The sequence below is a fragment of the Rhodococcus sp. 05-340-2 genome (genome assembly GCF_002258915.1).
In the GTDB taxonomy this organism is placed as follows: Bacteria; Actinomycetota; Actinomycetes; order Mycobacteriales; family Mycobacteriaceae; genus Rhodococcoides.
Map to the genome: position 1 here is coordinate 361,219 of NZ_NOYU01000022.1, position 22,298 is coordinate 383,516.

Below are 22,298 nucleotides of genomic sequence, written 5' to 3' on the forward strand. Positions count from 1 at the left end.
CATGAACGAAATCGACTGGAAGACGTTGCGCGACAATGCTCATGAGGCCATGGGCCGTGCCTATGCCCCGTACTCGAACTTTCCGGTCGGTGCAGCAGCTCTGGTGGACGACAATCGGATAGTCACCGGGTGCAATGTGGAAAATGTCTCATACGGTTTGGGGCTGTGCGCGGAGTGCGGGTTGGTGTCGAACTTGCACTCGACCGGCGGCGGCAGACTCGTGGCCTTTTCGTGCTGCGATTCCAGGCGTGAAATTCTGATGCCGTGCGGGCGATGCCGACAGCTGCTGTACGAGTTCGGCGGCCCGGATCTGCTCGTCGACACCGTCTCGGGACCGGCTCGACTGGCAGAGTTGCTCCCGAACGCTTTCGGCCCCGACAACCTCGACGAAGGACGCGTGAACAACCATGCCTGACGCCGTATCCATCATCAGTGCCAAGCGCGACGGACGCGTTCTCGACGACGAGCAGATCGAATGGGTGATCGCCGAGTTCACCCGCGGATCCGTCGCGCCGGAACAGATGTCGGCTCTCGCGATGGCCGTTCTGTGGCGCGGATTGTCGCGTCGCGAGCTCGGTACGTGGACGAACGCGATGATCGCGTCGGGCACACGAATGGACTTCTCGGCGCTGCCGCTGCCCACCGTCGACAAGCATTCGACCGGTGGTGTCGGAGACAAGATCACGCTGCCGCTGGCTCCGCTCGTCGCCGCCTGCGGGGCCGCTGTGCCGCAGCTGTCGGGTCGAGGACTCGGGCACACCGGCGGAACACTCGACAAGCTCGAGTCCATCCCCGGATGGCGAGCGGATCTGAGCGGCGAGGAGATGCATCGCATTCTGGCCGATCCGGCGATCGGTGCCGTCGTATGTGCTGCCGGTGCCGATCTGGCTCCGGCCGACAAGAAGCTCTATGCACTGCGCGACGTGACCGGAACGGTCGAGTCGATACCGCTGATCGCCAGCTCGATCATGAGCAAGAAGATCGCCGAGGGCACCGGAGCGCTCGTGTTGGATGTGAAGGTCGGTGCCGGTGCGTTCATGAAGAACGTCGACGACGCACGTGAACTGGCCACCGCGATGGTCGAACTCGGAACCGATGCGGGCGTACGCACTCTGGCGGTCCTCACTGCGATGGACACCCCCCTCGGGCTGACCGCAGGGAACGCGCTGGAGGTTCAGGAATCGGTCGAGGTCCTTGCCGGAGGTGGCCCGGCCGACATCGTCGAGCTGACGATCACGCTGGCGCGCACGATGCTCGCCGCTGCCGGGATCGAGGGGATCGATCCGGCCGACAAGCTCGCCGACGGTTCGGCCATGGATCGGTGGCGAACGATGATCGCCGCGCAGGGCGGCGATCCCGATGCCGCACTACCCGTCGCCCGCGAGAGCCAGGAATTCACTGCGACGCACGACGGCGTCGTCACCGGACTGGACGCGATGGGCGTCGGACTGGCGGCGTGGCGGCTGGGGGCAGGCCGAGAACGTCAGGGTGAGCCGGTGCAGAGCGCAGCCGGGGTGCGGCTGCACGCCAAGCCCGGTGATCGGGTGCGGGCCGGGGATCGGCTCGCAACCCTGTACACCGACACCCCCGAGCGTTTCGAGTACGCGCAACAGGCACTCGAATCCAGCTGGGAGATAGGGGCCACGGCCACGCAGCCGAGGCCCCTCGTGATCGACCGCATCGGGCTGTAGCGAGACCGGTCAGATCAGGTTGCCCGCCTCGGTCAGCACGCTGCGCAGGATCTGCTCCATCTCGTCGAACTCCTTCTGACCGCAGATCAGCGGCGGAGCCAGCTGCACCACCGGGTCACCACGGTCGTCGGCGCGGCAGTACAGGCCTGCGTCGAACAGGGCCGTGGACAGGAAGCCGCGAAGGATGCGTTCTGCTTCGGCGTCGCTGAACGTCTCCTTCGTGGTCTTGTCCTTGACCAACTCGATGCCGTAGAAGAATCCCTCGCCGCGCACGTCTCCGACGATCGGCAGGTCGTGCAGCTTCTCGAGCGTTGCACGGAACGCCGGTGCGTTGTCTGCGACGTGCGCGTTGATGCCCTCGCGCTCGAAGATGTCGAGATTGGCCATGGCAACGGCGGCGGAGACGGGGTGGCCACCGAAGGTGTATCCGTGCGCGAAGCTCGAGGTGCCGTCGTCGAACGGCTCGAAGAGCTTGTCGGAGGCGATCATTGCGCCGATGGGCGAGTAGCCCGAGGTCATTCCCTTCGCGCAGGTGATGATGTCGGGTACGTAGCCGAAGTCGCTGCAGGCGAACATCGACCCGATGCGGCCGAACGCGCAGATGACTTCGTCGGACACGAGCAGAACGTCGTAGCGGTCGCAGATCTCACGGACGCGCTCGAAGTATCCGGGCGGGGGAGGAAAGCACCCGCCGGCATTCTGAACCGGCTCGAGGAACACCGCGGCAACCGTGTCGGGGCCTTCGAACTCGATGGCCTCGGCGATGCGATCCGCAGCCCAGATCCCGAACGCCTTCGGATCGGTGTCCAGGGGAGCAGGGGCGCGGTAGATGTTGGTGTTCGGCACCCGGAACGCACCCGGCGTCAACGGCTCGAACGGTTCCTTGAGCGCCGGGATTCCGGTGATGGCGAGCGCGCCCTGCGGGGTGCCGTGGTAGGCGATGGACCGCGAGATCACCTTGTGCTTGCCGGGCTTGCCGACCTTCTTGAAGTACTGCTTGGCGAGCTTCCATGCGCTCTCGACGGCCTCGCCGCCGCCGGTGGTGAAGAAGACGCGATTGAGATCGCCCGGGGCGTACCCGGCGAGCCGCTCGGCGAGCTCGATCGCAGGTTCGGTGACGTACGACCACAGGGGGAAGAACGCCAACTCCTTGGCCTGCTTGGCGGCAGCCTCGGCCAGTTCCTCGCGTCCGTGGCCCACCTGCACCACGAACAGCCCCGAGAGACCGTCGATGTAGCTCTTGCCGTTCGAGTCCCAGATGGTCGAGCCCTCACCGCGGGTGATGATCGGGGGTGTGACCCCTGCGCCGTGGCGGGTGAAGTGGCCCCACAGATGCTTGGCTGCGGAAGCGTCGAGTTCGGATGTCGTTCGCGTCATCGTGTTCCCCAATTGTATTGCTGCTTGACGAGTTTGAGATAGACCAGCGTTTCGGTGCTGGTGACACCGTCCAGGCTGCGGATCTGTTTGTTCAGGATCTGCAGGAGTTGTTCGTCGTCCTCGCACACCACTTCCACGACGACGTCGAACGACCCCGCGGTGAGGACGACGTAGTCGATCGCATCGATCGCCGACAGTTCCTCGGACAGTGCATGACTGTCACCGGTGCATTTGATGCCGATCATGGCCTGCCGCTTGAACCCGACCTGCACCGGATCGGTCACCGCGACGATCTGCATGACGCCGGAGTCCGTCAGGCGCTGAACTCGTTGACGCACAGCCGCTTCCGAGAGTCCGACGGCTTTGCCGATGGCAGCGTACGAGCGACGCCCGTCCTCCTGGAGTTGCTCGATGATCGCCTTGGAGACGTCGTCGAGTGCGATGGGTGGTTGCTCGGGCATGGACCGATCTTGTCACTGTCGTGGCCGTGAACACAACCCGTCGACGATGAAAAGCGTGTCAATTGTGGATTCAGACGACAGAATCAGTTGTCGAAAGGCTGGAAACAGAGAGAATCCGTGGGTCCGACGGTACTCTGCAGGTATGGCGAACATTCCTGGTTGTTGGATCGACGGACGCGCGGTCGACGGTAGTGGTGATCGGTACGAGGTCGACGATCCCGCGACCGGAGCTGTCGTCGCCGAGGTCGGTCTGGCGACCGCCGAAGACGTCGATTCGGCTCTCGCGCATGCCCGATCGGCCTTTCCCTCGTGGTCCAGCGCCACCCCCGCACACCGCAGCGCTGTGTTGCTGGAACTGGCGCGTCTCGTTGCGGCCGACGCGGAGAACTTCGTGTCCGAGGAAGTGGCGCAGACCGGTAAATCGACAAGGTTGGCAACGGAATTCGACGTTCCGGGGAGCGTGGACAACATCGAGTTCTTCGCCGGAGCTGCGCGGCACCTGGACGGCAAGGCTGCTGCGGAGTACTCGGGTGAGCACACCTCCGCCATTCGGCGTGACGCTGTCGGAGTGGTCGGTTCGATCACGCCGTGGAACTATCCGCTGCAGATGGCGGTGTGGAAGGCGATACCGGCGTTGGCGGCCGGGTGTTCCATCGTGCTCAAGCCCAGTGAACTCACGCCACTGACCACGTTGCGGTTGGCGCGGTTGGCCACCGAGGCAGGCGTGCCCGACGGGGTGTTCAACGTCGTCACCGGAACCGGTCTCGACGCCGGAGTCGCGCTGTCCTCCCATGCAGGACTGGACCTGATGACCTTCACCGGCTCCACTCCCGTCGGCAGGCGCGTCATGGCGCAGGCCGCCGCGCACGGAACTCGGGTGCAGCTCGAGCTCGGCGGCAAGGCACCGCTGGTGGTCTTCGACGACGCGGATCTCGATGCCGCTGTGCACGGTGCCGTCGCCGGATCGTTGATCAACGGCGGCCAGGACTGCACGGCAGCCACGCGCGCCATCGTCGCCGAATCCCTGTACGAGGACTTCGTCGCCGGGGTCGCCGAGTTGATGGGTCGCGTCGTCGTGGGAGACCCGACGGATCCGGCAACCGACATGGGTTCGTTGATCTCCGTCGCGCATCGAGATCGGGTGGCGGCGATGGTGGATCGGGCTCGCGACGCGGGGGCCAGAGTGGTGACCGGAGGCCGTGTCCCGGAGGGCCGGGGTGCGTTCTATCCGCCGACCCTGATCGCCGATGTCGGTGAGCAGGACGAGATCTATCGCGACGAGGTGTTCGGTCCGGTGCTCACGGTGTCCAAGCATCACGGCGACGACGATGCGATCCGGCGCGCCAACGACACTGCGTTCGGACTCGCCGCATCCGCGTGGACCCGAGACCTGTACCGCGCGGGCCGAGCGACGCGGGAGATCGCCGCCGGCTGTGTGTGGATCAACGACCACATCCCGATCATCAGCGAGATGCCACACGGCGGATTCGGGGCCTCGGGCTTCGGAAAGGACATGTCGAGCTACTCGCTCGACGAGTACCTCACTGTCAAGCACGTCATGACCGACATCACCGGTGTGGCTCGAAAGGGTTGGCATCGAACGGTGTTCGCGTCGGCCGATCCCGAAGCGCAGGAGGACGCCCGATGAGCGCATCATGGGCAACCGAACCCACCGACCGCGGCGTGGCGATGGTGGCGGGCGCGGCACCGGAGTCCTACTGGCTCGATCGTCCCGAACGCCCGGCCCCGCGGACACGGCACACCGGTTCGGCTGCAGCGGATCTGGTGATCATCGGCGGCGGATTCACCGGACTGTGGGCGGCTCTGCAGGCGGCAGAAGAGAACCCGAACCGATCGATCGTGCTGCTCGAAGGCGACCGCATCGCCGAGGGCGCAACCGGACGCAACGGCGGCTTCTGTGCGGCCAGCCTGACGCACGGACTGGGCAACGGGCTCGACCGCTACGCCGACGAACTACCCGAGTTGCTGCGGATGGGCACCGAGACGCTCGACGCGATCTGCGCGACTGCGGAGAAGTACGGGATCGACGCCGACATCGAGCGCACCGGCGAGCTCGACATCGCCAATTTCGACTGGCAGGTGAACGACCTGCGGGAGCTCGGTGACGAGGGTGCACGCCTGTCGCAGCCGATGGAATACCTCGACGCCGCTGCAGTGCAGTCCAGGATCACCTCACCGATGGCGCGCGGTGCACTGTTCGACCCCGATGTCGCGATGATCGACCCCGCGAAACTCGCCTGGGGCCTGGCCGACGCGGCCGAATCGCTCGGCGTTCGCATTCACGAGAACACTCGGGCGCTGTCGATCGACAAGTCCGGCAACGGTATTCGAGTGAAGACGGGCTACGGCACCATCGAGGCCGGCAAGGTGCTGCTGGCCACGTCGGCGTCGAAATCGTTGCGCCGCAAACTCCGTCACTGGATCGTCCCGGTGTGGGACTACGTGATCATGACCGAACCACTGACGTCGGCGCAGCTCGCCGACATCGGCTGGTCCGGCCGCGAAGGATTGGCGGACTCCGGCAACCGATTCCACTACTTCCGGTTGACGGCGGACAACCGAATCCTGTTCGGCGGGTGGGATGCGCACTACTTCTACGGTAGCGACACCGACCCACGCCGAACCCAACATCCCGAAGAGTTCGCATTGCTCGCCGAACACCTGCTGCAGATGTTCCCGAGCCTCGAAGGAATTCGCGCCACCCATGCCTGGGGCGGATCGATCGACACGTGCTCGCGGTTCAGCGCCTTCTGGGATCTCGGCATGAACGGACGGGTGGCCTCGGTGGCCGGGTTCACCGGACTCGGCGTCGGCGCGTCGCACTTCGGGGCCCGCACCGCGCTCGATCTTCTCGACGGCAAGGACACCGAACGAACACGCCTGAAGATGGTGCGCAGCATGCCGCTGCCGTTCCCGCCCGAGCCCCTCAAGTCGATCGGAATCAACATCACCCGTGCGGCATTCGCCCGAGCCGACCGCAACGGCGGAAAACGCGGCCTGTGGCTCAAGGGCATGGACGCGCTCGGTCTCGGCTTCGACAGCTGAGGTGCCAGAGGCAGTGGTGCGGTCGAGTGCTACTCGGGGCACTCGACCGCACCACTGCCGTGGCACTAATCGTGCGGAACGACGACCACCGGCACCGGGGCAGCACGCAGAATCTTGGCCGCGCTCGAACCGAGGAACACCCGCTTCGGAGTCGCCAATCGACTCGAGCCGAGGAACAGCACATCGCCCGGCTTCCAGTCGAGGTTGCCCATCGCCTCGTCGAGCGTCGACCCGTCGGCGACGACCGACTCCAGACCGTCGATGTCGGGGAGTGTGCGCACCGCGTGGTCGAGATTGTCCTGCGCGGCAGCGACCTGTCGGCGACGGGTGTCCAGTGACGTCTCGTCGCTCGGTGCCCCGGTCGGCTCGAGCGAGACCAGTGACACCAAGCGGACCGGAACGTGCGCCGCGCTGGCAATGGTGATCGCGAAGGGCAGCGGATTCGGGGCCGATGCCCGGGTGGGGACGGCGACGGTCAGGTCGGTGATCGGTGCGTTCGAGAGCCGATAGCCCCGAGGGGCAAGTGCCAGCGGCACTTCCGAGGCATGCAGCAGTTGACTGGCGACCGACCCGATCGAGTGCCGGTTCAGCAGGCCGTCACCCGCACCGCCGACGACGATCATGTCGGCATCGGTGTTCACCGCGAAGTCGATCAACGCGCGGGCGAACGACTCGTGGGAGAGAACGTGTGTGGTCACCTCGATGCCCGACGGCACCTGAGCGGCCGCGTCGTCCACCCAGCCGCGTGCCTTGGCCTCGAGAACTTTGCGATACGGTCCGCTGCCTTCCATGACCGGTTCGTCGACGGCCATGACCAGCACGATGTCGATGGACGCGTCGAGGGCGCGGGCGAGGGCGGAGGCCAGGGCTACGCCGTCGTCGCCGCTGGGGGTGGCGAGGTAGCCGACGGTGATCTTCATGAGTTTCGGTCCTTCTCTTCTAGTAAGTGTCCGGAACCTTGACTTCGGTGGACGCGGTGAGTGTCTTGCCCTGGAAGAAGTCCCTGTTGCCCACGAAGCACAGCAGCATGAGCGGGATTCCGAGTACCAGCATGCCGACGCCGAGGACGAACACACCGCCGATCGGACCGTAGACGGTGTAACCGTAGTCGGGCTTGATCATGTCGATTGCGCTCTGCACGAACGCCCACGTCATCGACAATCCGCCGAGGAACGGGAAGATGCCGCGCATGAACAGGTTTCGCACGGACGTCAGCAGCGTCCGGCGGAAGTACCACGTGCACGCATACGCGGTGATGCCGTAGTAGAACGCGACCGCGAGCCCGAGCGAGGCCACCGAATCCTGCAATGCGTTGGCGCTGACGAAGGTGAGCACCAGGTAGAACAGCAGGGCTGCGGCACCCATCACGAGCGTGCCGAAGCCGGGCGTCATGTACTTGGGGTGCACGCTGGCGAACCGCTTGGGAATGGCCTCGTACACGGCCATCGACAGGGTTCCGCGGGCCGTGGGCAGAATGGTCGTCTGCGTCGAGGACAGCGCCGAGATCGAGACCGTCAACAACAGCAGCGACGCCACGATCGACCCGGCGACCGGATCGCCGAGAATGGTGAGCACATCGTCGACGTTGTCCGGGTTGTTCAAGCCGATGCCGGTATCGCCGAACCCGGCGAACGACTGCACGGCGTATCCGACGAGCACGTACGTAGCGACGAGGATCAGTGTCGTGATCACTGCGGCCCGTCCCGGCGTCTTCTCCGAGTCCTTCGTTTCTTCGCCGACGGCAAGGCAGGCATCCCATCCCCAGTAGATGAAGATGCACAGGATGATGGCCTGGGCCGCGTCGGACATCGTCACTCCGGTGGGCACCAACCAACTCCACTGGGGCGTGATGGCCTGCGGTCCTGCGGTTCCGGTACCCACCTTCACCAGTGCCGTCACCGAGACTCCGATGAGCACTCCGAACTGCACGACCAGCAGCACGTTCTGCATGCGTTCGCTGATGAGGATGCCGCGGAAGCTGACGTAGGTCATCGAGACGATGAAGAACGAACCGAGAGCGACCTTGGCCGCGGTCGACTCCGCCAACCCCGACAGGCCCAGGAACTCGAACAGATAGATGGCTGCGATCTCGGCGACGTTGGCCAGCACGATGATCGCCGACACGGCCAGCCCCCACCCGGCCATCCAACCGACCCAGGGTCCGAAGGCCTTGGTGCCCCAAGTGAACGAGGTTCCGCAGTCCGGTGTGTCGCGACCGAGTTCGCGGTATGCGAAGGCAGTGAGCAGCATCGGAACGAAGGCGATGAGAAACATGGAGGGCGCTTTGTCGCCGACGGCCAGAACCACGTAACCGAGGGTGGCGGCGAGGCTGTAGGCCGGGGCTACCGCCGACAAGCCGATGACGATGTTGCCGACCAGCCCGAGAGCGCCGGTGTTGAGCCCTTTACCCGGAATGGTGTTCGGCGGTTCCACAGTGGACATAGGTCTCTCCGAGGTTCGAGTCGACCGAGGACGTCGGAGGGGACCCGACGGAATCGGCTGCGCGTGTGTGCTGAACACTACGATTTCCGTCGCCGATCCGCTGTGTATCGACGGAATTGTTTTCATCGGAGTAACAATGCAACGAAATGGGTCGCGGAAGGGGCGGACGTCGGGGGAATCCGCGGACTCGCCGAGTGGCGATGACAGGCGCGCGTGCGCGGGAGCCGCACGCTACCGTCGACACATGAGCACCGCGGAGAACACTCAGTCCTCGATCGGTGGCAGTGCGCCACTCGATCTCGCGTCGATCAGGACAGCTCCCAAGGCATTGCTGCACGATCACCTCGACGGCGGACTCCGCCCGCAGACCGTGTTGGAGCTGGCCGACGAATGCGGTTACGGCGATCTTCCTGCCACCGACGGTGCGGCGCTGGGCGAGTGGTTCCGCGACGCCGCGGACAGTGGCTCGCTGGTGCGGTACCTCGAGACGTTCGCGCACACCGTCGCCGTGATGCAGACCCCCGAAGGGCTGTTCCGAGTGGCGCGCGAATGCGCCGAGGATCTGGCCGACGACGGCGTCGTGTACGCCGAGGTGCGCTTCGCACCGGAACAGCACCTCGAGCGCGGACTGACCCTCGACGAGGTCGTCACCCATACGCTCGCCGGCTTCGAAGCAGGGATCTCCGCGGCCAAGGTGCGGGGCAAGAACATCACGATCGGCACCTTGCTCACCGCGATGCGGCACGCGGCGCGTTCGCGGGAGATCGCCGAACTGACGGTCCGGTTCCGCGACCGTGGGGTCGTGGGCTTCGACATCGCCGGTGCCGAAGCGGGCTTTCCTCCCAGTCGCCACCTCGACGCCTTCGAGTACATGCGAGCGAGCAACGCGCACTTCACCATTCACGCGGGAGAGGCGTTCGGTCTGCCGTCGATCCAGGAAGCGGTGGCATTCTGCGGCACCGACAGGCTCGGTCACGGGGTCCGGATCACCGACGACATCACCACCGGTGCCGATGGCACACCCGAACTCGGTCTGCTCGCCGCGTACGTCCGCGACACGAGAATGCCCCTCGAACTGTGCCCGAGCTCCAACGTCCAGACCGGAGCCGTCGAATCGTTGGCGACGCACCCGTTCGATCTGCTTGCCCGATTGCGATTCCGAGTCACCGTCAACACCGACAACCGGTTGATGAGCGATACCTCGATGAGTCGCGAGATGGCCAAGCTCGTCGAGACCTTCGGCTACGGCTGGAGCGATCTCGAGCGCTTCACCATCAACGCGATGAAGTCGGCGTTCCTGCCGTTCGACGAGCGGCTGGCGCTCATCGACGACGTCATCAAGCCCGGTTACGCAGTTCTGATCGGCTGATCGACCAGACCCGGCGGCCGGCTACTTCTTGCGCAGTCGGCTCTCGAACTCACGCTCGAGGGCGCGCCATGCTTCGGCCTCGACGTCGAACGGTGCGCTCGGAGCGAGCCGGTCGGGACTGGGCTCGAGGGCGTACGAGACGTACCAACCCAGCGGGGTGGACGTGGCGAGAGCCTCGTCGACCGAATCGTCACCGGCGAAATCGGCGGCGTCGGTGAACAATTCGACGGCCAGGTCGAGTTGTTCGACGTCGACTGCGGTTGGCCCGTCTGCGAGGTCGTCGGCGAGGCCGGGCAGCACGTACACGTTGTCGTCGGTGATCGTGATGTCGAGGGAGCCGTCGATGGCTGCGGTCTGAACATCGGAGTAAGTGCTGACCTGCGCCAGATCATGATCGTGATCGTCGGCCAGATACCGGGCCAACGAACGCTCGGAACCGAAGACGCTGATGGCACCGCCGCGGCCGAGGAACACCGGCTTGTCGCCGAGGTAGCACCGCAGGGTGTAGAGCGTGTCGTCCGAGGTGATGATGCGAATCGGGTCGATGCCGACCGTGGTCCAGAACGTTTCTTCGGCTGCGGCAGCGGCGATCGGATCGCGGTCCACCTCGGCGGAGTCGTCTTCGTCTTCGTCGTCCGAATCGGAGTCGATGTCGTCGGTGACGTCATCGGCGTCGACGGCGTTCTCGGCGGCTGCGGTGATCTCGGCCTCGGCGACGGCTACGGCTGCGGAGTCGACAGCGGGGGAGGTGACGATGGAGTCGACTGCGTCGAGCACGTCGTCCCAGTGTTTGGCGACCGCTGCACCGATGCGGTCCCACAGTTCGCCGCCCTCGCGACCGAGGAAGTTCTCCACGCCTCCGCCGACGGCACCGACGAACGGGTTGGAGCCGAAAAAGCTTGTGACAGGTCGCAATTCGCAGACATCGCCGATGGAGGAAACGATGTCGAAGGTGGCCTGCAGTTCGGCGAGAACGTCGGCCTCGGGATCGGAGGCCACCAACTCCGGCACCGCCACCAGATCGAAGCGGTGCAGATCGTCGGGCTCGAGCTCGTGTGCGGCGAGTGCGGAGACCACCGTCCACGACGGATGATCGACGAGATCGTTGTCGTCGTCGGATCTGACGAATGCCGCGAGCTCTGCGACGGTCGAGAATCCGTACAGGTCTTCCTCGTGTCCGAGGAATGCCTCCCACTCGTCGTCGCCTTCTCGCCACTCCGGTGCCCACAGTGTCGAGAAGTCACCGGCGGTGAGACCGAGTTCGATCGGGATGATGTCTCCAGCCATGGCGCGAAGCCTATCTCAGGAGTCTGTGAACGAACCCTGCAGACTTTGCAGGATCGCCTCGCGCTGGTCGAGCGCCGCACGTGCAGCGTCGGCAGCCACTGCGGTGATCGTCGACGCGAGTGCGTGAGCGGCAATCGATCCGAGGTTCTCGGCTAGTTCGAGCTCGACCAGGGCTCCTGATCCATCGGCGACCACGGTCACCAGGTTGTCCGGCGAGGTGAGTCGAATTCTGATGCGGTCCAGTCGCTCGTGCGTTTCGCGGAGTGCATCCAGCCGGTGCTGGGCGCTGCCGACCAGAGCGTCGAGTTCGGTGGTGTGGGCGTGGGTCATACCTGCTTCAACCAACTCGTGGGTGCGGAGTCCTCTGCGAGATCGGCGTTCGCTTCGGCGGCGACTCGGGCACGGGTGGGCAGACCGAGACGATCGAGAACCTCGGTGGGAACGCCCTCCTCGGCGAGGAGGGTGCGGCGCTGGGCTCGTGCTGCCGCACTCGCCCGTACGCAGTGCTCGAGAATTGCCGACGCCAATGCGCCTCCGCCGTAACGCAGTTCGCGTTCGTCGATCGCGATCCCGATCGGCAGTCCGTGTTCGGTGGCGCGCACGGTCACCGATCCCGATCGCGTACCCGATACCGCGCTGACGACGGTGATGTCCGAGTCCGTCACTGGCCGGCCCTTCATTCGGTCGGACGGTAGAAGCCCTTGAAGCCCATACCGCTGTTGGTCGTTCTGATCGGTCCCACCTGTACGGGGTCGCCTGCCTCGACGAGCTGACCGTTGCCGATGACCATGGCCACGTGCCCGTCCCAGACTGCGAGGTCACCGGGCATCACCTCACCCGGTGCCACGGCGGAGCCGATGTCCTGTTCCTGTGCCAGACGCGGGATCTCGACGCCCTGCTGTGCGTACGCCCACTGGGTCAGCCCGCTGCAGTCGAGCCCGCTGCCCGGCGTGGTGCCGCCCCACGCGTAGGGCACACCCTGCTGGGTCAGCGCGCTGCGGACGGCACCTGCGGCTTCGGCATTGGGTGCGGTGACGGTACTGCCGTCGGGTAGTCGTATCTCGACTCCCCGGCCGGTGCTGTCCGGGGTCGGGGAGGGATCGGCGCCCGGATTGCCCAGGTAGTTCTGTGCGCCGCCGATGCTCGGCGACTCGGCTCCGGCGGCATGGGAGGAGACGGACTGCGCGAACGTCTTCGCCAGCTTCTCGCCTGCCTCGATCACCTGTGATGTCGCGGGCGAGGTCATGAGATTCGAGGGGGAGCCGGGGGTCGGTGTCGGTCCGCCGCCCACGGGGGCGGGAACTGTCGGGGGAGCGGCCAGTTCACCGACTCTCGCGGAGTGGACGGCCAATTCGCCCCGAACGCGCGCCACCACCACGAGAGCTCGCTCGAGGTGTTCGATGGCCGCCGTGATCAGCATGGTCTGGCCGGCCGGGGTGGCGATGATCGGCCCGGCCGACAGTGCGATTCCTACGAACGATCGGACGATCGACTGCAGTTCCAGGAAGCCTCGAGTGGCGTCGCGGCAGGCCTGATCGACGACGGCAGCGATGTCGTCGGCGTGGTCGGCGAGGGCGATGGCGCTCCTATGAGCGTTCTCGGCGTACCGAATGGCCGCGTCGGCGGCGTCACCGTTCCAGTTCGCAGCGAGCTCGGTGATCGCGACCCTGCCGATTCCCTGCGCCGCCTCGATCGCTGCCGAGGACACACGCAGCACGTCGGCCGGACCGCCGGTGGGGAGCTCACCGTTGCCGAAGGCTCCGAGCAGATCGACGATGGGACGGGCCAGCAGATCGATCATCGGCGTTTACCTCGCGTCCTGCGCGACACCGGCGGCCGAGGCCACGGTGGTATCAGCGGCCGAGGCCGCAAGGGTTGCGCCGGTGCCTGCATCGGTGAGGGCGTACGACACCGCGGATGCGGTGGCCGCGGAACCGATGCTCGCCACCGTGCCCGCCAGGCGCACCACGGCGTCGGTGTGCGCCAGATGGGTGCCGGTGACCGCACCGAGAAATTCCTGTCCGATCAGACCGAAGACCGGAGCCAGCACCGCGGGTCCGCATGCGGCGGCGGCAGCACCTGCCGCGGCGATCTGTTCGGCCATGGTCGACGCCACCGCACCGTATGCGAGGACCCCCTCGGTTTCGACGACGAGCTCGGCCATCGGTGCCCCCTGAGAATGCGATCGATCGACGGTCGCCGAGTGCGACGCCCAACTGGTTCGACGCGGGTACTTGCCATTCGGTTCCCCCGAGTTGCCGTTCGCGTCCTGCCACCGAAGTCCTATCCTTGTCGGCATGGAAACACACGTGGTCGATCACCCACTGGCCGCAGCCCTGCTCACCACGATGCGGGACGAGCGCAGCGACAACGCCACGTTCCGGTCGGCTCTGCGCCAGCTCACCCACATGCTGGTCTACGAGGCCACCCGCGATGCTGCGATCGACACCTTCGAGGTACGCACACCCGTCGCAGTCACCGAGGGCACCAGGCTGGCACGACCGCCGTTGCTGGTCCCGGTCCTGCGCGCAGGCCTCGGCATGGTCGAGAAGGCCAGCAGCCTCATCCCGCAGTCTCGCGTCGGTTTTGTCGGAATGGCCCGAGACGAAGAAACTCACCAGCCCGTGCCGTACATGGAATCTCTGCCCGACGACCTGTCGCAGACGCCCGTCTACGTACTGGACCCGATGCTCGCCACCGGCGGATCCATGGTCCACACCATCGAACTGCTCGTCGGCCGTGGCGCGGCGGACGTGACCGCCATCTGCGTCGTTGCCGCTCCCGAAGGAGTTGCCGCGCTCGAAGCCTCGGGTCTGCCGGTGCGACTGGTGGCAGCGAGCATCGACGACGGTCTCAACGACAACGCCTTCATCGTTCCCGGCCTCGGTGACGCGGGCGATCGCCAGTTCGGTCCGCGCTGACTCCCTCTGTCGCAGATCGATTGGTTCTCGGCGTCTCCTGGCCCTCGGAGGCAGCACCTGCACCGCGCCCGAGATTGCGGGTGCTCGACGTCGACACCGAGCAGATCGAGTTCCACGAACTGGTCGGCTGCAGGCTCGGCTTCCGCGCGCTGGGTGCGTCGACCGATCGGTACTGCACCGGGCGCATGGCATTTCGGGCCGACGGCCCGCCGCGCTACGTGCCGTGCCCCGGCCGGGAGCGGGCCGTCGCGTCGGGGCAGTGCGCGACGTGCGCCGACAAGGACAGCTTTCGATTCGTGCACACCGTGCATCGCAGCGGATTCGTCTCGCGTGATCTGGAAAAGCATGTCATGCAACCGCATTGGCTGTATCTGGCGGCGTTCGCCAACGGCACCTTCAAGATCGGGACGGCGGCGGACACGCGCAAATGGGGCCGGCTCGCCGAGCAAGGTGCCATCTGCGCGCAGTACGTCGCCCATGCCGACGACGGAAAGGCCGTCCGGGTTGCCGAGGATCTCGTGACCGAATCGATGGGGCTACGGCAGGCGGTGAGGTCCGCGGCGAAAGCCGCCTCGCTGTGTCTGCCGATCGACGTGGACAGGCTCGATGCCGCCACCGCTGCCCGGGCCCAGCAGGTCCGCGAGATGCTGACCGAGGCAGGCATTGCCGGATGCACCCCGATCGACGAACCATGGGCTCCGCCCGCAGGCCGGGAGGCGTTGAGCGAGAACGTCAGCCGCGTCGCCTACCCCGCCGATGTCGCAACCGGCTCGCAAGGACTCGAGATCAGGACATGCGTCGGGCAGGCGGTGATCGCGACGGTCGACGACGAGACCTACGTCGTGGATCTTGCGGCATTGAAGGGTCGGCGAATCGAACTCGGGGCCTTCACGTCCGATCTGCCCGCGGTGCAGTCGGCGCTGTTCTGAGGTTCGGGTCGTCGACGGCTAGAGGTGCTGGGCGAAGTCGGTCAGTTCGGCCAGAACCTCGGCTGCTGCCGCCCGCGCTCTCGGCAGGTCTTCGGGGCCGTCGACCGGCTCGATCACCTCGAGGTAGGCCTTGAGTTTGGGTTCGGTGCCGGAGGGCCGCACGATCACCCGCAGGCCCGATCCGCTGATCTCGACTGCGTCGGTGCGTAATTCGTCGTCGCGCTGGGCGTAGTCCGACGCGGTGACGGCCCGCCCGGCCAGTTCCGTCGGCGGTGCGCTGCGCAACCGGTGCATCATGTTCCCGATCTCGGCGAGGTCGTCGACCCGCCGCGAGACCTGCGCACCCAGGTGAACCCCGAACTCGACCGCGAGGTCGTCGAGCACGTCGAGCAGGGTGCGACGATCCTGCTTCAGGCCGGCGGCCAGATCTGCGAGCACCACCGCGGCCGAGATACCGTCCTTGTCTCGCACCACGTTCGGATCGACGCAGTGCCCGATGGCTTCCTCGTAGGCGTACACGAGGCCCTCGCCCGCGCGGACGAGCCATTTGAATCCGGTCAGGGTGCGGGCATAGCGCGCGCCGCGCGCCGGAGCGAGCGCCGAGAGCAGTTGCGACGAGACGATCGTGTTGGCCACCAGTGAGTCGGCGGGCGCATCGGCGAGGAGATGGTTCGCGAGCAGGGCCCCGGTCTCGTCGCCGGTCAGCATGCGCCACCCGCTGTCCGTAGGCACCCCGACCGCACAGCGATCGGCATCGGGGTCGAGGGCGATCGCGATATCGGCGTCGATGTCCGCCGCCAACGCGAGCACGGCGTCGGCAGCTCCGGGCTCCTCGGGGTTGGGAAACGTGACGGTCGGAAACGCTGGATCGGGCTCGAACTGCTCCTCGACCACCTGGACATCGCGGAACCCCGCACCGCGTAGTGCTGCCATTGCGAGCTCACCGCCGACGCCGTGCAGTGGGGTGAGTGCGATTCGGATGTCTCGACGCGTCGAATGTGGCAGTGCAACAACCGAATCGAGATATCGAGCCGCGATGTCGGAGCCGCCGGGCTGGACGATCGCGCGCGGAACCTCGATCGCGTCCGGAGTGGCCGCGATGAGCGCTTCGATCTGGGCGTCGCTCGGCGGGATCAGTTGCGAGCCGCCGCGGAGATACACCTTGTACCCGTTGTCCGCGGCGGGATTGTGCGACGCGGTGATCTGCACGCCGAGCTCGGCATCGAGTGCCCGTACCGCGAAGGCGACGACGGGGGTCGGTAGCGGCCGAGGCAGCATCACCACGGAAAAGCCCTGGGCGGAGAAGGTTTCGGCGGCCGCGAATGCGAACTGTTCGGAGCCGTTCCTGGCGTCGCGACCGACCACGACCGTGGACCCGCCCAGACCGTTCTCGATCAACCAGGCCGCGATGCCGGCCGAGGTCTTCGTCACCACCGCCACGTTCATTCCGTTGGGTCCCGCGCGCACCGGGCCACGAAGACCTGCGGTACCGAACGTCAGGGGACCGCTGAACCTGTCGGCGAGTTCGGCATCGGACAGACCGTCGAGTTCCTCGCGAGCAGCGGGGTCGGGATCGCCTGCGATCCATCGTTGTACTCGCTCGGTGAGATCCTCGGTCACAGGCGGGAGACCAATTCGTGCAGGAGCGCTCCCATGCGGGCAGCGGACTCCTTGCCGGCAGCGAGTACTTCGGTGTGGTTCAGATGCTCTCCGGTCATGCCGGCCGCGAGATTGGTCACCAGCGAGATGCCCAGGACGCGTGCGCCTTTCGCTCGTGCGGCAATCGTCTCGTGCACCGTCGACATACCCACGAGGTCTGCGCCGAGCGTGCGCAGCATCCTGATCTCGGCGGGCGTCTCGTAGTGCGGACCGGGCAGGCCTGCATAGACGCCGTCCTCGAGCGACGGATCGATCTCGGCCGCAAGGGCCCGGAGTTCGGGGGAGTACGCGTCGACCAGATCGACGAACTCGGCCCCGACGAGGGGCGAGCGAGCCGTCAGGTTGAGGTGGTCCGAGATCAGCACGGGCTGTCCGACGCTCATGCCGTCTCGGATACCGCCTGCAGCGTTGGTGAGCACGACGGTCGTGGCACCTGCCGCGATCGCGGTACGCACGGGATGCACGACGCGTCGCAGGTCGTGCCCCTCGTAGGCATGTGTGCGTCCCTGCAGCAGCAGGGTGTGGGTGCCGCCGACGTCCACCGAGGTGATGGTGCCGGAGTGGCCGGACGCCGACGGTGGCGCGAAACCGGGCAGGTCGGCCATGCGCACGGTTGCGGTGGGGGAGCCGAAGACGTCGGCTGCCGCCTGCCATCCGGAACCGAGAACGATGGCCACGGTGTGGGTGTCGACTCCGGTTGCCGCGGCGAGTGCGTCGGCGGCGGTGCGCGCGGCACCCTCCGGATCGGTCACGGGGTCGGTCGCATGTGCGTCGGTTGTTGCCACGATGAACAACAGTAGGAGATCGACGCCACGGATGTGCGACCGGCGGAAGTTACTGTTGGGTAGTATCCGCTGCATGCCTTATCTCGAACGCGACGGCGACGTCCACATCCTGTTCCTCGGTGCCCAGAACGGGGCGGACAATCCCGAGAATCGGTTCCATCCGGACTGGATCGACGCCACCCATGCGTTGCTCGACGAGGTCGAGGCCTCGACCGGTCCGGCCGCGCTGGTCACCACGTCGGCGGGCAAGTTCTACAGCAACGGCCTCGACACCGACTGGCTGTTCGCCAACCTGGACAAGATCACCTGGTACCTCGACCGCGTGCACACTCTCTACACCCGGCTCCTGGCGTTTCCGATGGCCACCGTCGCCGCGGTGCAGGGGCACGCATTCGGCGCGGGCGCGATGTTCGCCACCTCGCACGACTTCCGCATCCAGCGCGTCGATCGCGGCTTCTACTGCCTGCCCGAGGTGAACCTGAACATGCCGTTCACCGTCGGAATGTCTGCTCTGATCAACTCCCGGCTGCCCAAGCAGACCGCCGTCGAGGCCATGACGACCGGTCGCCGTTACGGCGGTGCCGACGCCGTGGCCGCCGGAATCGCCGAGGCGACGGCGTCGGAGGAGTCGTTGGTGTCCGACGCGGTCGCCAAGGCGGCCGCGTTGACGAGCACCCGAGGTGCGAACCTGGCCGGGATCAAGAGTCGTATGCACGTGGATCTGCTCGCCGCGCTGAACACCGCGACCGACGACAGCAACTTCAGCTTCGGGAAGTAGCAGGACCGACTTCACCCACGACTGAAGCACAGCTGTTCCGACACTCGGTCGCGCTAGTGACACACTGTCTCTCGTGATCGACGAAACGAACAGTGCTGCCGTGGGCGAGGCGATGGACCGCGCCCTGGCCACCGCCACCGACGAAGTGGTCGCGCTCTCGCACTCGATTCACGCGGAACCGGAGCTGGCGTTCGCCGAACATCGCAGCGTCGCCAAGATCCTCGATACGCTCCGAGCCCACGATTTCGAGGTCGAGGCGGCCGTCGCAGGCATGGACACCGCGTTCACCGCGTCGTTCGGAAGCGGCGATCTGGTGATCGGTATCTGCGCGGAGTACGACGCTCTGCCCGAGATCGGTCATGCGTGCGGGCACAACATCATCGCGGCCTCGGCTGTGGGTGCAGCGCTCGCGCTCGCGCCGGTCGCCGACGCTCTCGGCATCACCGTGCGAGTGCTCGGCACCCCGGCCGAGGAGACCGGCGGCGGCAAGGTGTTGATGCTCGAGCGAGGAGTGTTCGACGGCGTCGGCGCGGCGTTGATGGTCCATCCCGGCCCCTTCGACATCGTGGGTGCGACCTCGCTGGCGCTGGCGGACATCGCCGTGAAGTTCACCGGCCGTGCCGCGCACGCCTCGGCAGCTCCCGAATGGGGAATCAACGCGGGCGATGCGGTGACCATCAGTCAGGTGGCACTCGGGCTGCTGCGGCAGCACCTCTCGCCGGGTCAGCAGTTGCACGGCATCGTCAGCGACGGGGGTGTGGCACCGAACATCGTGCCCGGCCACGCCGAGTTGCTCTACTACCTGCGCGCGAACACCACCGAATCGCTGCACGCTCTGACGGCGAAGACGTACGCGTGTTTCGAGGCAGGAGCGATCGCCACGGGGTGCACTCACGAGATCCGCACGGTGTCGCCCACCTATGCGGCGTTGACACCCGATTCGTGGCTGGTCGCAGCTTTTCGGCAGGAGATCGAAGCGTTGGGCCGATCGCCCCTGGCTCCGGATTTGGAAGGATTTCGCCCGTTGGGCAGCACAGACATGGGAAACGTGACGAATGTTCTACCCGGTATTCATCCCGTCGTCGGACTCGATGCAGGAGGGGCGGTGACGCATCAGCCGGAGTTCGCCGCGGCGTGTGTCACCGAGTCGGCCGATCGAGCGTTGCTCGACGGAGCTCTCGGTCTCGCCAGAACTGCCGCGCGTGCCGCAGCCGATCCCGGTACTCGCGCCCGCCTGCTCGACGGCGTGATCGCTCGCTCGGCGGCGCAGTCGTGAGTACCCGCGAAGACGCGATCGATCGGTGGATCAACGCGCATACTTCCGATCTGTCTCAGTGGCGTCGGCACATTCACGCCAATCCCGAACTCGCTCGACGCGAGTTCGCCACCACCGCGTTCGTGATGGAGCATCTCGAAGCAGCGGGTCTGTCGCCCAAGCCGCTCCCCGGCGGAACGGGGTTGATCTGCGACATCGGACCCGACGGTCCCCGGGTGGCGTTGCGGGCGGACATGGACGCCCTGCCGCTGCAGGAGAACACCGGCGCGGTGTACTCGTCGACCGTGCCTGGGGTGTCGCACGCCTGTGGGCACGACGCGCACACCACGGTGCTGCTCGCGACCGGGCTGGCGCTGGCGTCATTGCCGGACCTGCAGTACGGGGTGCGCCTGATCTTTCAGCCCGCCGAGGAGGTCATGCCTGGCGGTGCCCTCGACGCGGTGGCCGCGGGCGCGCTCGACGGCGTCACCAAGATCTTTGCGCTGCACTGTGATCCGCGGCTCGAGGTGGGGCAGGTCGGCCTGCGCCTCGGTGCGATCACCTCTGCGGCCGATACCGTCGAGCTTCGGCTGGATTCACCCGGCGGACACACCTCTCGTCCGCACCTGACCACCGATCTCATCTACGCACTGGGCACCGTCATCACCGGTCTGCCCGGAATGTTGAGCAGGCGAATCGACCCGCGGACCAGCACGGTCATGGTGTGGGGAGCGGTGGTCGCGGGCCAGGCCCCCAATGCCATACCGCAGACCGGCATGCTGACCGGTACCGTCCGCACCGGCGACCACGAGACCTGGGCATTGCTCGAACCGCTGGTCCGCGAGATCGTCACCGGCTTGCTGGCACCCACCGGGGTGCAGTTCGAGTTGCACTACCGTCGCGGCGTGCCTCCCGTGGTGAACGATGCGGCCTCCACGCACACGTTCGAGAAGGCGATCGGCCGGGTCGGACCCGACGCGTTGGCCGACACCGCGCAGTCCGGCGGTGGCGAGGATTTCTCGTGGTACCTCGAACGAGTACCGGGCGCGATGGCTCGACTCGGTGTGTGGCCGGGCACCGGACCACAACTCGACATCCACCAACCCACCTTCGATCTCGACGAACGAGCACTGGCCGTGGGCGTGAAGGTGATGACCGGAATCGCGCTGGATCCGACCTAGAGGCAGGAGAAGAGATGGCATTCGACGTGTCGCCGATCGGGGTCGTCAGATCCGATCGCGCCGAGGTGGTGGACGACAACTGGGGATCGGTCGAGTCCGTCATCGAACTCCACGACACTGTCCTCGACGCCGACGCGACCCTCGGTCTCGCCGAGTTCTCCCACCTCGAAGTGGTCTACGGCTTCCACCTGTGCGATCCGGCCGCGACGACGACCGGTTCGCGGCACCCCCGCGGTGACACGACGCTTCCTCGGGTAGGCGTCCTCGCTCAACGGGTCAAGGACCGGCCCAATCATCTCGGGGTGTCGCGGTGCGAGATCGTCGACGTGGCCGGACTGCGCATCCGAGTCCGAGGTCTCGACGCGATCGACGGCACACCGGTGTTGGACGTCAAGCCGTTCCTGCAGTCGATGGTTCCCGAGCGTGAAGACGTGAAGGAACCGACGTGGGTGGCGTCGGTCATGAAGAACTACTTCTGATCCGTCTCTCGAGCTACGAGGCGGTACCGGGACCGACGTTGCGGCTGTTGCGGGTTCGTAGGTCTCGCACGTATTCGGCTGGGGCACCGGCAATTTCGGCTGCCTCTGCCATGACGCCGAGGTAGCGCGCCGACGGCAGGCCGCCCTCGTAGGCGTCGAGTACGTACATCCAGGCGAGTACCGGCTCCCGGCCGGTCTCGATGCGCAGCCGGATCTTCCGGTGAATACCGAGTTCCGAGCCCTCCCAGCGATCCAGGCTCTCCTCGTCCTCCTCGGATACGTCGTAGAGCACGACGAAGACCTGGGAGTCGGGATCCTCCACGACCGTGGCCAGTGCGCCTTCCCAACCGATGTCGCCACCGCCGAAGGTCAACCGCCATCCGTGCAGCCACCCGGTTCCCGACAGGGGCGAGTGAGGGCATCGCTGCAACATCTGCTCCGGATGCATGTTGGATCCGTAGGCGGCATAAATTGGCACGTCGGCCAGCCTAAACCGTATCGGTACCCACTGACGCCTCGTGGTCGTGTTTCGGTGCGTCGCCCCAGGTCCGCCCTCCTGCGGGGCGAGGCAGGCCAGCCCTGAAGACGCGGGAGGGCAGCCTCTGGAATACCGTTGAC

Annotated in this window: 23 protein-coding genes; 11 read left to right on the forward strand and 12 right to left on the reverse strand. The window is 66.3% G+C overall.

Features of this window, described 5'->3' with window-relative positions; genetic code table 11:
* The first annotated feature begins 1 nt into the window (after position 1).
* Complete coding sequence (locus tag CH271_RS12380) at positions 2-415, forward strand: cytidine deaminase (protein WP_037188964.1); 414 nt, start codon at positions 2-4, stop codon at positions 413-415.
* Positions 408-1,691, forward strand: coding sequence for a thymidine phosphorylase (locus CH271_RS12385; RefSeq protein ID WP_094633747.1), 1,284 nt, complete (start codon positions 408-410; stop codon positions 1,689-1,691). The genes CH271_RS12380 and CH271_RS12385 overlap by 8 nt, the downstream gene beginning before the upstream one ends.
* A gap of 9 nt (positions 1,692-1,700) precedes the next feature.
* Here the strand turns inward: CH271_RS12385 and CH271_RS12390 are convergent, their stop codons facing one another.
* Together CH271_RS12390 and CH271_RS12395 are read right to left on the reverse strand one after the other, a co-directional pair.
* Positions 1,701-3,068: an aspartate aminotransferase family protein gene (locus CH271_RS12390; protein ID WP_037188144.1), complete on the reverse strand. Its 1,368-nt coding sequence runs from the start codon at positions 3,066-3,068 to the stop codon at positions 1,701-1,703.
* Positions 3,065-3,529: an Lrp/AsnC family transcriptional regulator gene (locus CH271_RS12395; RefSeq protein ID WP_037188142.1), complete on the reverse strand. Its 465-nt coding sequence runs from the start codon at positions 3,527-3,529 to the stop codon at positions 3,065-3,067. The genes CH271_RS12390 and CH271_RS12395 overlap by 4 nt, the downstream gene beginning before the upstream one ends.
* A 142-nt stretch (positions 3,530-3,671) precedes the next feature.
* Here CH271_RS12395 and CH271_RS12400 point away from each other — a divergent pair, with 142 nt between their 5' ends.
* Together CH271_RS12400 and CH271_RS12405 are read left to right on the forward strand one after the other, a co-directional pair.
* Positions 3,672-5,177 (forward strand): gamma-aminobutyraldehyde dehydrogenase, encoded by a 1,506-nt coding sequence (locus CH271_RS12400; protein WP_094633748.1) that lies wholly within the window; start codon positions 3,672-3,674, stop codon positions 5,175-5,177.
* The gene (locus CH271_RS12405; protein ID WP_094633749.1) at positions 5,174-6,595 is read left to right on the forward strand and encodes an NAD(P)/FAD-dependent oxidoreductase; all 1,422 of its coding nucleotides are present in this window, start codon (positions 5,174-5,176) and stop codon (positions 6,593-6,595) included. The genes CH271_RS12400 and CH271_RS12405 overlap by 4 nt, the downstream gene beginning before the upstream one ends.
* A 65-nt stretch (positions 6,596-6,660) precedes the next feature.
* Here the strand turns inward: CH271_RS12405 and CH271_RS12410 are convergent, their stop codons facing one another.
* The gene (locus CH271_RS12410) at positions 6,661-7,515 is read right to left on the reverse strand and encodes a universal stress protein (protein WP_094633750.1); all 855 of its coding nucleotides are present in this window, start codon (positions 7,513-7,515) and stop codon (positions 6,661-6,663) included.
* A gap of 19 nt (positions 7,516-7,534) precedes the next feature.
* Entirely contained in the window at positions 7,535-9,037 is a 1,503-nt protein-coding gene (locus CH271_RS12415; RefSeq protein ID WP_037188136.1) for an APC family permease, read from the reverse strand.
* Between the two features lie 244 nt (positions 9,038-9,281).
* On the opposite strand from CH271_RS12415, the gene CH271_RS12420 reads away from it, so the two are divergent.
* Positions 9,282-10,406, forward strand: a complete 1,125-nt coding sequence (locus tag CH271_RS12420; protein ID WP_052047363.1) for an adenosine deaminase — start codon at positions 9,282-9,284, stop codon at positions 10,404-10,406.
* Between the two features lie 21 nt (positions 10,407-10,427).
* On the opposite strand, the gene CH271_RS12425 is transcribed toward CH271_RS12420, so the two are convergent.
* From CH271_RS12425 to CH271_RS12440, 5 genes are read right to left on the reverse strand one after another with little or no spacing between them, the layout of a single operon-like run.
* On the reverse strand, positions 10,428-11,693 hold the full coding sequence (locus CH271_RS12425) for a primosomal protein (protein ID WP_179274866.1): 1,266 nt from the start codon (positions 11,691-11,693) through the stop codon (positions 10,428-10,430).
* A 15-nt stretch (positions 11,694-11,708) separates the two neighbouring features.
* Positions 11,709-12,023 (reverse strand): YbaB/EbfC family nucleoid-associated protein, encoded by a 315-nt coding sequence (locus tag CH271_RS28830; protein ID WP_052047362.1) that lies wholly within the window; start codon positions 12,021-12,023, stop codon positions 11,709-11,711.
* On the reverse strand, positions 12,020-12,373 hold the full coding sequence (locus tag CH271_RS12430; RefSeq protein WP_094633751.1) for a hypothetical protein: 354 nt from the start codon (positions 12,371-12,373) through the stop codon (positions 12,020-12,022). Before CH271_RS12430 ends, CH271_RS28830 begins: the two co-directional genes overlap by 4 nt.
* Positions 12,370-13,494 (reverse strand): C40 family peptidase, encoded by a 1,125-nt coding sequence (locus tag CH271_RS12435; protein ID WP_094633752.1) that lies wholly within the window; start codon positions 13,492-13,494, stop codon positions 12,370-12,372. Before CH271_RS12435 ends, CH271_RS12430 begins: the two co-directional genes overlap by 4 nt.
* Before the next feature lie 6 nt (positions 13,495-13,500).
* Positions 13,501-13,857, reverse strand: coding sequence for a type VII secretion target (locus CH271_RS12440; protein ID WP_143546048.1), 357 nt, complete (start codon positions 13,855-13,857; stop codon positions 13,501-13,503).
* Positions 13,858-13,990: 133 nt separating this feature from the next.
* Between CH271_RS12440 and upp the strand changes: the two genes are divergently transcribed.
* A complete protein-coding gene (gene upp, locus CH271_RS12445) occupies positions 13,991-14,614 on the forward strand; it encodes a uracil phosphoribosyltransferase (protein ID WP_037188128.1) in 624 nt (207 codons plus the stop codon).
* Between the two features lie 80 nt (positions 14,615-14,694).
* Positions 14,695-15,543, forward strand: coding sequence for a DUF2797 domain-containing protein (locus CH271_RS12450; RefSeq protein ID WP_256986388.1), 849 nt, complete (start codon positions 14,695-14,697; stop codon positions 15,541-15,543).
* Positions 15,544-15,561: 18 nt separating this feature from the next.
* Here the strand turns inward: CH271_RS12450 and CH271_RS12455 are convergent, their stop codons facing one another.
* Together CH271_RS12455 and CH271_RS12460 are read right to left on the reverse strand one after the other, a co-directional pair.
* Complete coding sequence (locus tag CH271_RS12455) at positions 15,562-17,163, reverse strand: phospho-sugar mutase (RefSeq protein WP_094633753.1); 1,602 nt, start codon at positions 17,161-17,163, stop codon at positions 15,562-15,564.
* On the reverse strand, positions 17,160-18,062 hold the full coding sequence (locus tag CH271_RS12460) for a purine-nucleoside phosphorylase (protein WP_373453612.1): 903 nt from the start codon (positions 18,060-18,062) through the stop codon (positions 17,160-17,162). The genes CH271_RS12455 and CH271_RS12460 overlap by 4 nt, the downstream gene beginning before the upstream one ends.
* Here CH271_RS12460 and CH271_RS12465 point away from each other — a divergent pair.
* From CH271_RS12465 to CH271_RS12480, 4 genes are all read left to right on the forward strand, one after another.
* Entirely contained in the window at positions 18,061-18,765 is a 705-nt protein-coding gene (locus CH271_RS12465; RefSeq protein WP_094633754.1) for an enoyl-CoA hydratase/isomerase family protein, read from the forward strand. The two genes, CH271_RS12460 and CH271_RS12465, sit on opposite strands and share 2 nt — an antisense overlap.
* Before the next feature lie 112 nt (positions 18,766-18,877).
* On the forward strand, positions 18,878-20,041 hold the full coding sequence (locus tag CH271_RS12470; protein ID WP_094633819.1) for a M20 family metallopeptidase: 1,164 nt from the start codon (positions 18,878-18,880) through the stop codon (positions 20,039-20,041).
* Entirely contained in the window at positions 20,038-21,201 is a 1,164-nt protein-coding gene (locus CH271_RS12475) for a M20 family metallopeptidase (protein ID WP_094633755.1), read from the forward strand. The genes CH271_RS12470 and CH271_RS12475 overlap by 4 nt, the downstream gene beginning before the upstream one ends.
* A 14-nt stretch (positions 21,202-21,215) precedes the next feature.
* Entirely contained in the window at positions 21,216-21,680 is a 465-nt protein-coding gene (locus tag CH271_RS12480) for an SAM-dependent methyltransferase (protein ID WP_094633756.1), read from the forward strand.
* A 13-nt stretch (positions 21,681-21,693) separates the two neighbouring features.
* Here CH271_RS12480 and CH271_RS12485 read toward each other — a convergent pair whose 3' ends face one another.
* The gene (locus CH271_RS12485) at positions 21,694-22,158 is read right to left on the reverse strand and encodes a gamma-glutamylcyclotransferase (protein WP_037188123.1); all 465 of its coding nucleotides are present in this window, start codon (positions 22,156-22,158) and stop codon (positions 21,694-21,696) included.
* Positions 22,159-22,298: the final 140 nt, after the last annotated feature.

Excerpts from the sequence above, each read along its gene's own strand:
- CH271_RS12465 (WP_094633754.1), top strand. The coding sequence starts at position 18,061 with ATGCCTTATCTCGAACGCGACGGCGACGTCCACATCCTGTTCCTCGGT.
- CH271_RS12480 (WP_094633756.1), top strand. The coding sequence starts at position 21,216 with ATGGCATTCGACGTGTCGCCGATCGGGGTCGTCAGATCCGATCGCGCC.
- CH271_RS12425 (WP_179274866.1), bottom strand. The coding sequence starts at position 11,693 with ATGGCTGGAGACATCATCCCGATCGAACTCGGTCTCACCGCCGGTGAC.
- CH271_RS12430 (WP_094633751.1), bottom strand. The coding sequence starts at position 12,373 with ATGAAGGGCCGGCCAGTGACGGACTCGGACATCACCGTCGTCAGCGCG.
- CH271_RS12440 (WP_143546048.1), bottom strand. The coding sequence starts at position 13,857 with ATGGCCGAGCTCGTCGTCGAAACCGAGGGGGTCCTCGCATACGGTGCG.
- CH271_RS12435 (WP_094633752.1), bottom strand. The coding sequence starts at position 13,494 with ATGATCGATCTGCTGGCCCGTCCCATCGTCGATCTGCTCGGAGCCTTC.
- CH271_RS12405 (WP_094633749.1), top strand. The coding sequence starts at position 5,174 with ATGAGCGCATCATGGGCAACCGAACCCACCGACCGCGGCGTGGCGATG.
- CH271_RS12415 (WP_037188136.1), bottom strand. The coding sequence starts at position 9,037 with ATGTCCACTGTGGAACCGCCGAACACCATTCCGGGTAAAGGGCTCAAC.
- CH271_RS12395 (WP_037188142.1), bottom strand. The coding sequence starts at position 3,529 with ATGCCCGAGCAACCACCCATCGCACTCGACGACGTCTCCAAGGCGATC.
- CH271_RS12380 (WP_037188964.1), top strand. The coding sequence starts at position 2 with ATGAACGAAATCGACTGGAAGACGTTGCGCGACAATGCTCATGAGGCC.
- CH271_RS12410 (WP_094633750.1), bottom strand. The coding sequence starts at position 7,515 with ATGAAGATCACCGTCGGCTACCTCGCCACCCCCAGCGGCGACGACGGC.
- CH271_RS12390 (WP_037188144.1), bottom strand. The coding sequence starts at position 3,068 with ATGACGCGAACGACATCCGAACTCGACGCTTCCGCAGCCAAGCATCTG.
- CH271_RS12400 (WP_094633748.1), top strand. The coding sequence starts at position 3,672 with ATGGCGAACATTCCTGGTTGTTGGATCGACGGACGCGCGGTCGACGGT.
- CH271_RS12420 (WP_052047363.1), top strand. The coding sequence starts at position 9,282 with ATGAGCACCGCGGAGAACACTCAGTCCTCGATCGGTGGCAGTGCGCCA.
- upp (WP_037188128.1), top strand. The coding sequence starts at position 13,991 with ATGGAAACACACGTGGTCGATCACCCACTGGCCGCAGCCCTGCTCACC.
- CH271_RS28830 (WP_052047362.1), bottom strand. The coding sequence starts at position 12,023 with ATGACCCACGCCCACACCACCGAACTCGACGCTCTGGTCGGCAGCGCC.
- CH271_RS12460 (WP_373453612.1), bottom strand. The coding sequence starts at position 18,062 with ATGCAGCGGATACTACCCAACAGTAACTTCCGCCGGTCGCACATCCGT.
- CH271_RS12470 (WP_094633819.1), top strand. The coding sequence starts at position 18,878 with ATGGACCGCGCCCTGGCCACCGCCACCGACGAAGTGGTCGCGCTCTCG.
- CH271_RS12385 (WP_094633747.1), top strand. The coding sequence starts at position 408 with ATGCCTGACGCCGTATCCATCATCAGTGCCAAGCGCGACGGACGCGTT.